Source organism: Terrisphaera buseokensis (assembly GCF_047521145.2).
GTDB lineage: Bacteria > Verrucomicrobiota > Verrucomicrobiia > Opitutales > Opitutaceae > ER46.
The window spans coordinates 6,144,012-6,157,857 of sequence record NZ_CM134186.1; the positions used below are offsets into that span (position 1 = coordinate 6,144,012).

A 13,846-nucleotide genomic window follows, 5' to 3' on the forward strand; every position below is an offset into this window, starting at 1 on the left:
CGCCATCCTGCACGTTCTTCCGCCAGTGCCACGCCCCTCCGGAATCGCGTGTCGTTGAATGGAGGGGGCGAACGTTGAACGCGCCTTCCCGGTTGCGCTGACTCGGACTTCGGCGGTCGGTGGAATCGCACGCTGCGGTGAAACCGCGCCGCCGCGATCATTCATCGTTCACTTTTCACCTGCACGGCTCCGGCTCCAAGCGTCCGACCCGGATTCCACACCGATCCGGTCGAGAGCGTAACCGGCAGGGCGGGAACGCCGGTCTCGTTGCGCTCAACCAGCGTCACCAGCAAGTCGATACCCGCCCGGCCCATCGCTTCGCCGTCCTGCACACAGCCACTCAACGTTCCGCCCGGTTCGGCTGCACACAACGAAAACACCCTGGCGTCATCGGGCACGCGCCAGCCGCCCGCCGTGAGCAGGCCGAGGAGGTGACGTTCCTCGGTGTCGATGATCACATCGGGCTGATACTGTCGCAGCCATCGCTCCAGGTCCGCCGCAGTGGCCAGGCCGTCCGTCGCCGGCAGCGCCGCGCGCCGGACGCGGGGCAGGTGCGACCAGGTGGTATGGAAACCGCCCTCCATCCGCCGGTCGTGCGCCTTCGAGAACAGTTCGCGGATGGGAAAGAGCGGCCGGCGGAAACCGAGGGCGTAGGCGTTCTGCGCGGCGCGCATCCCGACCTCAAAGTGATCGATGACGACGCGGTGGAGCGGCGGCTCAACGCGGGCCGACCCGAGGCGGACCACCGAGAACCAGTCCCACGTCAAATCCAGCCGCAGGTCGAGGTCGCTGCTGGGCCCGAGCAACATTCCGGAGATTCCGCGCGCGCGCAGCATCGCGCTGAAGCGCGCGTGCGACAGGCCCGGCTCGTGGAGCCAGAACTCCCGTGTCGCGTAGCCGCGCACGGCGGCCTGCGCCCGCGCCCCGGCGAGCATCTGGCGCACCATGGACGTCCGGTTGTCGCGCCAACCGTGCCGCCGCCGCTGCGTATCCACGATCGCCAGCACCGGGCCCGCCTCGCGGCCCGCTGGCTTGCGCCGCGTCCGCATGTGCGCGGCGACCAGCGGATTCACCCGGTAGCCGATCTCGGCCGCGAGCGTCCGGATGAGCTCCCGGGTCGCCGCCGCCACGAGCGGACTGTTCCGCAGCGCCAGCGACACCGTCGAGGTCGACACGCGGGCGCACTGGGCCACCTCCCGCATCGTCGCTGCCGGCATTTTCATCGAACGATGTGAAATCCAGAGCGCTTCCGCCGTCAATGGTCGTGCGCTATCCCTTTCCGGAACTCACCACCCCCACGCTTTCGGCGACGTCGCGGACACCCTGCTTGTGCTTGCCGCCCGTTGCCGCGAGGCTGACCGATTGCCCACCATGACCCAACCCACCGCCCGCGCCCTCGTGCGCCTCTCCGCCCTGCTCGCCGCGACGCTCGCCGCCGCGGGCTCAGCGCTCGCGCAGAGCACATCCAATCCAGCCCCGGGCACCGCCCCGAAGGACGACACGATCGTGCTGTCGCCCTTCACCGTGAACACGGCCAAGGATGTTGGCTACCTCGCCGCCGACTCGCTGCTCGCCGGCCGGCTCTCCACCGAACTGCTCAAGACGCCGAGCGACATCAGCGTGCTCACGCGTGACTTCATCGACGACATCGGGGCGACCGACTACATCCAGGCCTCGTCGTATCTGACGAACACCTACGTCACGCAGCCCTCGGGCCAGGACTTCGGCGCGCAAAACAACTTCCGCGGCCTCGGCGGTGGTTTCCCCACGAGAAATTACTTCAAGCACAACAACGTGCTGGATTTCTACAACGTGGAGCGCGTCGAGAGCGCCCGCGGACCCAACGCCCTGCTCTTCGGCGACGGCATCGTCGGCGGCATCATCAACACCGTCACCAAGCAGGCCCGCCTCGGCCGCACGTCCCGGCAGGTGGGCGTGCGCGTTGACTCCGAGGGATCGCTGCGCGGCACGGTCGACGCCAACCAGACGCTCGGCCGCAACGCCGCCGTCCGCGTCAATCTCGTCAAGGACGGCGACCGCAACTGGGTCGACACGTACTTCAAGAATCTCGTCGGCGGCACCATCGCGGCCACGTACCGTCCCTGGCAGGCCGGCGAATTTCGCCTCGAAGCGGAAACGGGCGATCTGAAGCAGAACTACGCGCGGCAGAATTTCGCCGACAGCCTTTCGACGTGGAACGGCGTGCCGTTCGTCGGTCCCGCCACCGCGAACCCGCCCGGTGCCACCGGCGTCAACCGTTTCACCACCGATCGGCTCACCTATCTTCCGGGCAACGGCATCGTGAACCTGCTGAACTTCGGCAACACCGCCGGCAGCAACTTCGCCATCGATCCGAGCAAGAGCGCCTACATCGCCAACCTGCCCGAGGTCGCGCGCAATCTCAGCCTTCAGCCGTCCAACGCCTACGGCAACACCCGCCGCCATCTGTTCGCCGGCTTCTACCAGCACCAGTGGACGCCGCGGCTCTTCTCGGAAGTCGCCGCCCAGTTCGCGACGTACAAGCGTTTCACCTACGCCCCGAGCTTCGGCAATCTGCAGCGCGACATCAACACGACGCTGCCGGGCGGCCTCGCCAATCCGCGCTTCGGCAAAATCTACGCCGACGCCGCGCCTGCCACCACCGATCAGGACAACCGCCACTACGACTATCGTTTCGTCACCGCCTATGAGCTGCCCATCACGTGGTGGAAGCAGACGCTCAACGCCATGGCCAGCCGCCGCGTCGAGACCTTCTATGCGCTCGACCGCCGCTGGATGCGCAACAACAACGCCGCCGTCCCGCTGCTCACCAACGGCGCCAACCAGTTCAACGTCCGCCAGTACCTCGGCGAGTCTGACGGCATGATCCCACAACGTCCCGCCGACGACGCAACGTACATCTGGGAAAACAACCCCACGCGCTATCGCAGCCAGCGCCAGCAACTCGACACGCTGCAGCTCGCCACCGTCGCCACCCTGTGGAAGGAAAAGATCACGTTCGTCGGCGGCATCCGCCACGATGCGTACGACAGCCGCGAATACGCCATCGGCAGTTTCAGCACCGTCACCGGCCGCCCGGCCACCCAGGCGATCCTGGAGAAGGAGCTCAAGTCGACCGTCTTCTCGAGCGGCGTCACCGTCTTCCCGATTCCGCAGCTTGGCGTCTACGCCAACGTCTCGCAGACCTTCAATCCGATCGGCGCCGGCGATCCCAGTCTCTACCTGAAGCAATTCGGACAGACTGATGGTCTCGGCTATTCCGGCGGCATCCGGTTCAAGCTCTTCAACGGCACCGTGGTCGGTTCGCTCGGCTACTACGACACGACCGAGGAAGGCCGGGTGACGGGTTACGGCGTCACTGAAATCAACCGCATCTGGACCAACATCCAGCGCGTCGACAAGACGTTCCCCACCGCCTACCGCGACACCTCCGACATCAACAGCAAGGGCTACGAACTCGAGGCGGTGGCCAACGTAACGAAGAATTTCCGCCTGCGCGGCAACATCGGCACGCCGAAGACGAAACAGTCGAACGCGCTCCCGGACACGATCAGCTACTTCAATGAGAACCTGCCCGTCTGGACGGCCGCGCTGACCAATCCGCTCACCACGAACATCAATCAGATCAACTCCGACATTGCCGCGCTCCGCTCCCGCATCCAGGCGGGCAACGAGGGCCGCGCGCTCAACAACCAGGCTGATTTCAACGGCAGCATCTTCGGCAACTACACGTTCTCCGCCGGGTCGCTGAAGAGCCTGAGCCTCGGCGGCGGCGCCTCGGTGATCGGTCGCCGCATCATCGGCAACCAGGTGACGAACGCCTTCGATTACATCAAGGCGCCCGCGTACTACACGCTCACCGCCACAGTCGGCTATTCGTTCAAGGTCTTCGAGCGCAACACGCGCCTGCAGCTCAACGTCAACAACCTGCTCGACTACGACAAGCCGTACTACACCGGCATCCGCACGCTCAACGGGCGCAATTTCCGCGACGGCTTCTATTACCTCGAACCACGGAAATTCCTGCTGAGCGCGACCATCGATCTCTGAGCGGGAATCGACACCTGGGGTCGAAGCGATCTCGTCCGCCGCGAACGCCCGTCCGAATTCCGGACGGGCGTTTTCTTTGCGCGTGGCGTAACGCCTATATCGTACGTCAATTTCCGCGCATTGCCGGCCAATTGCCGCGGGGCATCGGCACGCCATCGGAGCTAAGGTGCGCGCATGAGAGCGATCCTGTCCAAGGGGAATGGGATGTTCCGCGCGCGGATTTTAGAAGCGAGGCGCCGCCGGGTACATCGCGACTCCGGTGGCACGTGGGTCGAACTGCTCGCGCCGCTAAGGATTTTCCGTCCATGAGCGCCCGCTCCATTGCCACTGCTCCGGCCGCATCTCTGGCGGGTCCCGCCGAGATTCAGAACTTCCTGCGTCGCCGCGCGCGCTGGGCGCGATGGTTTTTCGTCATCGTCGCGATCACCGCCACGGTGATCGCCTTGGTTGCCGGCAAAGGGGAACCCGCCGCCCTCGCGACCGCAGGAGTTGTCGTCGTAGCGATGGCTCTTCTGACGCTCGCGGCGAAACGTCGGCTCGACGCCACCTGGATCGGAGAGGTGGTGCGCAAGGAAGTCCGGGAGATTCGCCACCGCAAAAGCGACGACGACATTGGCCGGCGGATTGAACATCTCTATCTGATCCACGTCCGGACCGACACCGGTGCCCGCCGCGAGGTGAGCGTGGGCCAGTCCGCCCTCGAGCGCTATTACACCACGGGGGAACGCGTGGTGAAAATCGGCGGCCTGCCGATGCCATTGAAGCTCACATCCGCTCACCCCGGTCTGTGCGCGAGCTGCGGTGAGTTTCTGCCCACCGACGCCTCCACGTGCAACCGATGCACATGCCCGGTGCCCGATCCGACCCGTTTCCATTAGAACCCGTCAAATCCGCCCAAAGACTCCCCTGATTTCCCGAACGCGATGTCATCCATAAGATGACAAACAGCGTGGCGGATCGCCGCCGGGAATTCGCGTCGCAATTCTCGTTCAGCAACGTCGGCCTGACTTCCTCCAGCCATGAACTCCCGCGCTCGCCGGTGCGTCGTGTTCGTCGTCGCGTTTCTCCTCTCCGCCTTCGCGGCCGTCGCGGGCGATCTCACCACGGCCATGCCGTACGCGCAGGGCACCCGACGGATGGTGCTCGAACAGCTCGAGCGGTTGCTCGCCGCCGACCCGGGGTTGCAGGTCATCGGCCAGGGCTCATGGCTGCGCGGACCCGTGGCCAGGGCGGCGCAGCTTTCGCGCAACTACGCCGACCCGTTGCTCGGTGGCACGTCCGATCACGACCTGCGACTCGTGATGAAGGGCGAGGACGGCCAGCTGCTCTCCAAGTGGAAGTCCGTTCGCGACCAACTCGCCGAGGGCCTGCAGAATCTCTTCAAGGGACGATCCGTCGCCGAGGTCGAGCAGATGCTCATGAAGAACTACGGCTACTCCGCCCAGCAGGCCGCGGCGATCGCAGGGCAGGGCGCCGACAACGTCGCTCAGATCGTCCTGAAGAGCGTGAACCTGTATCCACCGCCCCAGGTCATGCGCAACGTCGTCAACGACAAGACCGCGCGCGCCCTCTTCACCCGGGCGGGGGCCGTGCCGAGCCTCGCCGGAAAAATCGTCGAGGGCGTGTGGGGCGAAGGTGCGCCCGCGATGATCCAGACGTTCGAGGCCCAGGGCCGGCTCTTCCACGTGGCGGGCGGCAAGGTGCGCGCCGGCTTCACCGATCTCGTGCACATGGCCGAAGGCTATGGCAAACACACCATGGGCGGCTACGCCAACATGGCCGTGCAGTGGGCGGAAAAAGCCGCCGAGGCGGTGCACGAGCGCGACGCCGAGGCGGCGGCCAAATATCTGGCGCGACTGAAAAACAACCTCGAGCGCGCGCGGGCCAAGGGGAATCTCGGCTCCGGCGTGCTCGATGATGCTTTGCGCGAACTCGAGACCCTGATCGCGCAGGCGAAGGGCGGCGCGGGCGTATTCGAAAATCCACGACTCGCCGCCTTCCTGAAGGAAGCGAAGCTAAACTCCAAGCTGCTCGGCGAACTCGCCCGCAATCCCGGGCCCATGGATCGACAGATCATCGAAGCCATCCTCGGCCGTTCCTCCGGACGCCTGGCCCGCTTCGGCGACGCCATGCGCGAGGTGTGGGCCAAGGCGGACAACTGGACGATCTTCGAGCGCAGCCTGCAGGGCGCGTTCATCGCGTGGTCGGTGATGGGCGTCGCCGACACGTGGGGCGAGCGAGGCATGGAGCAGGCGCTGCGGCAGGCAGGCGCGGACGTGGCGTTTCTGGTCGCCGCCGTTCCGGGCCTCATGGCGACCATGACGAACATGGTGCTCGATTCAGCCAAGGACGCGGGCTACGAGCTCGCGGTCAGCCCGCAGCACTACGACGATTTTCTCGCCGGGATTTCCTCGGTGCGCGGGTACCAGGGCGAGACCGGCACCAACAAGACCATCGAACAACTCGCGACGGAATTCTGCAGCCGCGGCGAGATCGAGCGCTTCGTCGAACGTCAGGCGATGGGCATCTCCCAGCTGAAGGAAACCGGCGCACCGCAGGAATCAGACGCCACCGCACGTTCGCGTGAAGCCATCCGGCTCGCGTTGATCAAGAAAATGACGCCCCTCGTCTATCGCGAGTGGCTGCGGGTGCGCAAAGAGCGGATGACGCGCGCCATCGACCTCGAACTCGCGCTGGACGACGCCTTCAATCAAATCATCTTTCGCGTCGCCACTTCGCCCGTGGTGCTTGAGGAAGGACAAGCCGGCGGCAGCGCGGAACTCACCGTGCTGACCGACACCGACTGGGGTGCGATCGAAGCGACTCTGGCAAAAATCGAGGCCGAGATCGAATCGCTCGGCGGTCGAAACGCGATGGCAAGCGGTCTCAGCAAACCGGTGCAATGCGACCATACCGTGAGGTTGGTCTGGACACAGGGCAGTCGGAAGCAGGAGCAGTCCAGCAGTCGCGGAATCGGCAGCGTCTTTACGCCCCAGTCGTTCACCTTTTCCACGGTCGGCCAGCAAACCGTCACAGCTGAGTTTACCCTCGAACTCAAACTCTTCGTCGGCGGTGGAGCCGACATCGCGCGTGACGTGATGGACGCGAGGCCGTTGCTCATACGCACCTACCAACGGACGATTCCCGTCGCGATCGACGTCGCTCGCGTGAGTCGGGCCAAGCCGAAACCGCCGAAGGCCACCACGATTGCGGCGCCTGATCGGGTCGGAGCGGGCGACGTGTTTACCGTCCGGATCGACAAGCGCCAGTTCCCCGATTTCAAGCTGGGCGCCTACAAGCTGATGCTCGTGCAGCCGGGAAAAAAGCTGACCTTCGAAGATGCGGCGTTGCTGCAGTTCGATCCCACCGGCGGTACGATCAAGCCCGACGGCGTGCGCGACCAGGTGTCGGTCGTCGCCGAGCGACCGGGTTCGGACTACGTCGAAATCGATGCGCAAGTCAGACAGGTTGGCGGCTTCGGCAAGGCGGAAGCGCTCGACCTCGCGTTCGTGAAGTTCGACGAAAAAGGGAGCGTGTTTGGCGAACTGGAGAAGGCCACGGCCGATCTCGAGAAGGCCCAGAAGGAAATGGAGGCGGCGATGGCAAAGATGACGCCGGAGCAGCTTGCCGCCATGGAAAGGAAAATGGAGGAAGCCATGGCGAAGGCCGAAAAGGGCGGAGTGCCTCCACCGGACACCGCGGACCTGCTGCCGGCTCCGCCGATGATCGTGTTTCCAATCGTGATACGCCCGCCGCAGATCGATCTCACGGTACCGGAGGGTTGGCGCGAGGAAACGGGATTCAAGGGCGCGCGCCGCTCGCTCACCCGCGAAGAAGGCAGGCCGATGCCCGGCAATCACGTCGCCATCAAGGCGAACTTCCAGGCCTCGCTCGAGGACGGCGTGGCCGATCGCGGCAACGGCGACATGGCCGCCGGCACGGTGAACCACTACCGGACGCAGGCCGGAGCGCGGGTGGTACCCTTCCAGAGCACTACCGGCTACAAGGGCGAACTCATCCACACGGCTCCACCGGACCTCGACGACCCGATGCACTGGCGCCGCAACCGCTCCGGCGGCGCCGTCCTCCGGCGCGGCGACGTGTTGCAACTGGTTCAATACACGTGGGAGGTCGAGGGTTTCCGCCGCGTCGAACGAGACCCGCAGGGCCGAGAGATCGTGGTCTATGACACCCGCGCCGCGGCGAGGGAGAAAGCCGACGCCCTCGGCGGGCAAATCGACGGGTTGTTTCGGTCGATGGGCGTGAGCGCAAAAACGACCGCGGACGAACCGCCCTCGCGCGCGGGCGCGGCTCGCGGTCCCGACAGCGACGTGCGACTCGAAGCCGCCAAAATGGAATGCGCACCCGGCGAATTGATTGAGGTGGCGAGCGTGATCGATTTCCCCAAAGCCGGCGACGCTCCGTACCGCTACGAATGGAATGGAAACCGCGCCGGCGACGGCGAAAAGGTTCTCTTCCTCGCGAGCGATCCGGGCGAGTACGGTCTCGGCGTCCTGGTGAAGAACTCAGCTGGAAAAACGGTGGGCTCCACGTCGATTACCCTGAAGGTAAGGTGATCGTCGCCGGTTCATCGTTGGGGCGCGGCGAAGGCTGGCCATTCCCGTTTCCGTCACGCACGTTTGCGACGGTTCCCCACTCACCCCATGAAAACTCCGTCGCTACCCGCCTTCCTCGCCCTGCTGTCTCTCGCCGTCCTTTCCGCGTCCGCCCAAAACGGCAAACCTGACGCCGAGGGCTTCATCCGCGACTGGCTCGTCCTCGCCCCGCTGCCGATCGGCGAGGGCGGCGGCGGCGAGGCGATCGACAAGAAACAATTCGCCGACGAGGCGATGCCCGCCGCGAAAGATGCGACCACGCAAGAAGTCGGCGGGAAGGAACTGATGTGGGAAAAGATCGCGACCAAGGCCTTCTACATCGACTTCAAGGAGCTCAATCCGAACCAGAGCGAACAGGTCGTCGGCTGGGCCGTGGCGTATCTGGTTTCTGCGGACGAGAAGACCGGCCTCACGCTGAAGATGAACAGCAACGACCAGGGCAAGGTCTACCTCAACGGCAAGGAGCTCGTGAAGTTCACCGACACGCGCACGCTCGAAAAGGACACCGAGGACACGGCGACCAACGTGACGTTGAAGAAGGGCGTCAACGTTCTCGTGCTGAAAGTGGTCAACGAAGAGAACAACTGGCAGGGCAGCGTCCGTTTTCTAGACAAGGCCGGCAAACCGCTCACCGACGTGAAGGTCGAGACCAAGCCGTAGGCAGCAAAAAGCCCGGGCTCCGCTGCACGGAACCCGGGCCGGGAAAGAAACGACTGGCTTAGAATCGCCAGCCGAGGCCGATCGAGTACAGCCACGGATCGAGCTTGGCCGTGGTCAGCTTGGGGCCGCCTTTGACGGACACATCGCTGCGCAGGGCGGCGCGTTTCACATCGAAGTTCAGATACATGCCGCTGCCGAGATCGATATCGCAGCCCGCCTGCGCGGCCAGGCCGATGCTCAGGTTTTCCAGGCCCAACGGCACCGTCGTCACCTTCAGATCCGTATCATAGATCAGCGTGAAGTTCAGACCGACGCCGACATACGGCTGGATCTTTTCGCCGGGCGAGAAGCGGTACTGGCCCATCAGCGTCGGCGGCAGGTGCTTGAATTTTCCGAGCTTGCCGACTCCGGCGAGCGTCACCTCCTGCGACTGCGGAATCGTGAGCACGAGCTCCGCCGAAATGTTCGGCGTCAGCGCATAGGAGAAATCAAACTCGGGAATCCACTTGCTGTTCACCGTCACGGAATCCTTGGCGAAATTGATGCCAAGAGCGCTGAACGCATCCGACTTGTCCGCCATTTGGAGATACGTGGCCCGCACGCGCGCCGTCCAGGGACCCGTGGTGCTGGTGGCCGCGCTGGCAGGGGACGCAAGGCTGGCAAAAAGCATCGCGGCGACCGCAGTGCCTTTGAGAAGGAGGGATTTGTTCATGTCTTTACTGGTGTGTGGTGGTGTTCGCGCCGCACTGGCTCCATGCCGGCAACGCGATGTCCGCCACTCTAGCGATGGCCGCCCGCGCTGGCTGCGCGCTTTTTGAAAAAGCCGCTGCATCGTTTGGCCACTCGCTGCCGAAGCTTCCGGCGCGAACGGAATTGCAGGCGTCCCGCCTGCAATTCCGAATACAGGCTGGAGGCCTGCACTCCCGACCGCGCTGCGTATCCCGATTCCTACTTTCCCGCCGACGGCTCGGTCAGGAGAAACGTCATCAAGTCCCGCTGCTGCGGCGCACTGAGCGCCTGCCAGAGGCCTTCGGGCATCAAGGAGACGGCGGACGCTTTCATGGTGGCAACGTCCCGCTTCGCGATCGTCTGGCGGGCGCCCGTGACGTCGGCGAGCACGAGTTGATCAGCGGTGTCGTCGATCACCATGCCGCTCAGCGTTGTGCCTGAGTTCAGCGTCACGAGATAGGCGATACGGTCCGGATTGATCGCGGCGCTCGGCTGCACGATGTCCTTCACGACCGACGCATAGTCCCGGTAAACGAGATTCGACAAATCGGGCCCGATGATTCCGCCCGCGCCCCGCACTTGATGACAGACGGAACAGGCCGCGGACGGACTTTGAAAGACCTGCCGGCCGCGTTCCCAGTCGCCGCCAGCAATTTCCGGAATGCGTCGCTCCGTCGTCGTCGGCGCCTGCGCTGATGCCACCGCCCACGGCAGCAACTGGCGTCGCAACGGCAGCGCCCGCTCCCGGAGATCCTCCGCTGTGTGCCACGCCACGGCCAGAGCCGGCTCTCCGGCCCCGGTCGCAAGCGTCAGCTCGACCGGCAGCCACGCACTTTCCCGGCTCTCCACGCTGAGCAGCAGCTCGCCCGCGGCACGGCGGTCCAGCTTCGCCCCGGCGGCGCGCGCTTCCAGTCGCCCCGCCGCCTTGAGCCCCACGGTCACGAGCTCAGCCGGGTATTCAAAATCCAACTTCGCGCCGGGCTGGATCGCGGTGCGCAGCATGAGATGAAGATCGAGCTGGGTCCGCAGGACCAGTTCTCCCGGCGTCTGCAGCAACGCGAACAACGCCTGGTGCTCGGCACTCGCCGCGGTCAGCGCCCGCGCGACCTGCAAGTCGAGATGCGGCAGCCAGCCGCTCCAGCCGGTCTTTCCGGCGGCATCGCGCCATTCCACTTCCACACCGGTGAGATCGGTCAACACATCAATCGCCGCGTGCTGCGGCAGTTCCGCGCGGGCGGCATTCTGCTCCCGGCGCGGCTGCGCGCCGTCGGGCATCCACACGGCGTAGTTGGTCGCCTCGGTGCGCGGCGCGGTGCGCAGCACCAGGGAACGAAGATCAGCGGCCAGACCGGCGGACAGCACGGGCACGTCGTGCCGCGCGACCGTCGCCTGATCCTTCACCACCTGGTATCCAGGAACGAAGGACTCAAAGCGATCGCCCGCGGCAACGTGCCGGCCCTTCGTCACCTGACTGGCCCGCGCCAGCGTCCGCCAGCGCGCGGGTTCAATCGGGCGGTCGAAGATCACCCGCGTCTCCGTTGGGCTGGAGGCATACGCGAGCACGGGCTGCGGCGCGGCGGTGTCGGTGTGGGAAATCTTGAACACCCTGCCCATCCCCTGCGGGCCCGTGCCCCAATCCGGCGCGCCGCTGTGGCAGGCCACGAGCAAGTCGCCCTGCGGTGTCGGCACCGCGTCAATCACCAGCATCGCCACGCACGCGATCAAATCGTTCTTCGCGACGTAGCCCGCCGGCGTCTTCACCAGCTTGGTGCGCCAGATTTTGCCGCGCGACTCGCCAGCCATGAAGGCATCGCCGCGCCACCACTCCGGTCCGAAAATCGCGCGACCGCCCGCCACCGGCTCGTTGAAGTGCACGCCGCACGTCGACTGATGCTGCGGGCCGTAGTCGAACACGCTCGGCTCGTCGATCACACCGGGCAGGTGTTTCGGGTGTCGCGGCGGGAATCCGTAATGGCGTCCGGGCACGATGTGCAGCAGCTCGTCGAACGGATTGCCGTTGGGCAGCCAGGTTGCGCCCTCCTGATCGGAGCAGAACAGATCGCCGGCGGCATTGAACGCGAGCGACACGGGAAACCGCAGACCGGTTGAAAGGATGTCGCGGCGCTTCCAGTCGGGCGAAAGCCGGATGATGGTGCCGCGCTCGCTGAATTGGTTGTAGCTGGATACACCCGTGTCCTTATTCACCCGATACGCGCCGTTCCACGCATCCACGCCGAGGCCGAAGTAGATATTGCCCGCCGGATCGACGGCGATCCCGATGGCATCGAGGTTCGAGCCCGCGGCCGCGGTGGGGGGCAGCCAGCCGCCGGTAACGGTCTGCAGCTCGGACGTGCCGTCGCCCTTGTCCCGCAGGTGCAGGATGCGGCCGCGGCTCGCGACATAAAGCCCGCCCGGTCCCCACGCCATGCCGATGCTCGGCGGAATCTCGTTGCGGGCGTTGTCGAAGAACAGCGTCGAGCGATCCTCCACGCCGTCACCATCGCTGTCGTGCAACTGGTGCACGTTGCCGTCGTAGCCGAGGGCGAAGAGGCGGCCGTCGGAAGCGTAAACGAGATTGTTGAGATTGCGCAGCTTCACCGGCAACTCGCGCACGGTGAAGCCCGGCACCAGCATCTGCACCGGCGGCAAATCGGCCACCACGCGCGGTGACGGCGTCGCGGCCAGCACAACGCCGGGGAACAGGGCAAGACACAGCAGCGAGAGGGGTTTCATGGGGAGCCGGTGGGGCCGCGGGAACGTGACGAAAAACCATCGCCTTCGTCAATTGCCCCGAAGAACCACCGCAGGCGGCAGGGCGGGTCCGCGCCCGGTCAACGCAGCGCGTGGAGCGCCGCGGCGATCGCGCCGTGACTGCCGATCGTGTCGCCGAGCGCCGACGGCACGATCGCGCAGGCGGCCCGCGGTCCGGGCAAGGCCTCGCGCTCCAGCGCCGCCTGCATGCCTGGCTCGAGCAGCGCCCGGCACCGCGGGAAAAATCCGCCGATCACCACGCGTTCCGGATTGAAGAGATCGATGAGGATCGCGAGCGCCTCGCCCAGACTTCCACCCGCGTCGTGCATGAGACGCGTCGCGACGGCATCGCCGGCCACCGCCGCCGTCGCGATCTGCTGCGTCGTGATCGGAACCGTGGGTGAATACCAGGCCGGCACCGGAATTTCGCCGCGCTCGATCAGCGTCGTGGCCCGGCGCGCGATGCCGCCGCCGCTGTAGAAACCTTCTGCGGAACCTGCCTTGCCGTAGCCGACCGGGCCATCGGCCCGCAGCCGCACGTGGCCGATCTCGCCGGCGTCGCCCGTGGTGCCTTCAAAGAGTTCGCCGTTGAGAATCAGGCCGCTGCCGAGACCGGTGCCGGATGTAATGAAGATCATGTGACGCGTCCCGCGGCCCGCCCCGAACCGCCACTCGGCCAGGGCGCAGGCGTTGGCGTCGTTCATCAGAAACGCCCGTCCGCCGAAACGCGCGGTGAGCCGCTCCACGATCGGCGCGCCGTACCAGCTCGCGTGCAGATTGGGCGGCGAGACGATCACGCCCGCTTTTGCGTCGAGCGGACCGCCGCAGGAGATGCCGAACACGGGTGAGGTGCCCTGCACGACCGGCGCGAGTGCGTCGACCAGTTGGCGAAAGGTCGGCTCGAAATCACCGGTTGCGAAGCGCGCGACCTCCACGACGGCGTCGCCACGCAGCGCGCTCACGGCGCATTTCGTCCCGCCGATATCGAGGCCGAAGATGGCCGGGCTGGCCGCGGAGGAAGAGGAGGAAAGGACGGACAT

8 protein-coding genes are annotated in these 13,846 nt (G+C 65.7%); 4 read left to right on the plus strand and 4 right to left on the minus strand.

The genetic code is table 11. The features are described 5' to 3' along the window. Nucleotides 1-161: 161 nt before the first annotated feature. Nucleotides 162-1,223 carry a LacI family DNA-binding transcriptional regulator gene (locus ACLJEU_RS23090; protein WP_414662651.1) on the minus strand — a complete coding sequence of 354 codons (1,062 nt, stop codon included), beginning with the start codon at nucleotides 1,221-1,223 and terminating at the stop codon, nucleotides 162-164. A gap of 148 nt (nucleotides 1,224-1,371) precedes the next feature. Between ACLJEU_RS23090 and ACLJEU_RS23095 the strand changes: the two genes are divergently transcribed. The 4 genes from ACLJEU_RS23095 (at nucleotide 1,372) to ACLJEU_RS23110 (ending at nucleotide 9,326) form a co-directional block, all read left to right on the plus strand. Continuing rightward, nucleotides 1,372-4,050 (plus strand): TonB-dependent siderophore receptor, encoded by a 2,679-nt coding sequence (locus ACLJEU_RS23095; protein ID WP_414662652.1) that lies wholly within the window; start codon nucleotides 1,372-1,374, stop codon nucleotides 4,048-4,050. A 305-nt stretch (nucleotides 4,051-4,355) separates the two neighbouring features. Beyond that, complete coding sequence (locus ACLJEU_RS23100; RefSeq protein ID WP_414662653.1) at nucleotides 4,356-4,928, plus strand: hypothetical protein; 573 nt, start codon at nucleotides 4,356-4,358, stop codon at nucleotides 4,926-4,928. Nucleotides 4,929-5,069: 141 nt separating this feature from the next. Next, nucleotides 5,070-8,627 (plus strand): coiled-coil domain-containing protein, encoded by a 3,558-nt coding sequence (locus ACLJEU_RS23105; RefSeq protein ID WP_414662654.1) that lies wholly within the window; start codon nucleotides 5,070-5,072, stop codon nucleotides 8,625-8,627. Between the two features lie 87 nt (nucleotides 8,628-8,714). Next, the gene (locus tag ACLJEU_RS23110) at nucleotides 8,715-9,326 is read left to right on the plus strand and encodes a hypothetical protein (RefSeq protein WP_414662655.1); all 612 of its coding nucleotides are present in this window, start codon (nucleotides 8,715-8,717) and stop codon (nucleotides 9,324-9,326) included. 58 nt (nucleotides 9,327-9,384) lie between these two features. Here the strand turns inward: ACLJEU_RS23110 and ACLJEU_RS23115 are convergent, their stop codons facing one another. The 3 genes from ACLJEU_RS23115 to ACLJEU_RS23125 form a co-directional block, all read right to left on the minus strand. After that, nucleotides 9,385-10,038 (minus strand): OmpW/AlkL family protein, encoded by a 654-nt coding sequence (locus ACLJEU_RS23115; protein WP_414662656.1) that lies wholly within the window; start codon nucleotides 10,036-10,038, stop codon nucleotides 9,385-9,387. A 236-nt stretch (nucleotides 10,039-10,274) separates the two neighbouring features. After that, nucleotides 10,275-12,788, minus strand: coding sequence for a DUF7133 domain-containing protein (locus tag ACLJEU_RS23120; RefSeq protein ID WP_414662657.1), 2,514 nt, complete (start codon nucleotides 12,786-12,788; stop codon nucleotides 10,275-10,277). A 98-nt stretch (nucleotides 12,789-12,886) separates the two neighbouring features. Next, entirely contained in the window at nucleotides 12,887-13,846 is a 960-nt protein-coding gene (locus ACLJEU_RS23125) for an ROK family protein (protein ID WP_414662658.1), read from the minus strand.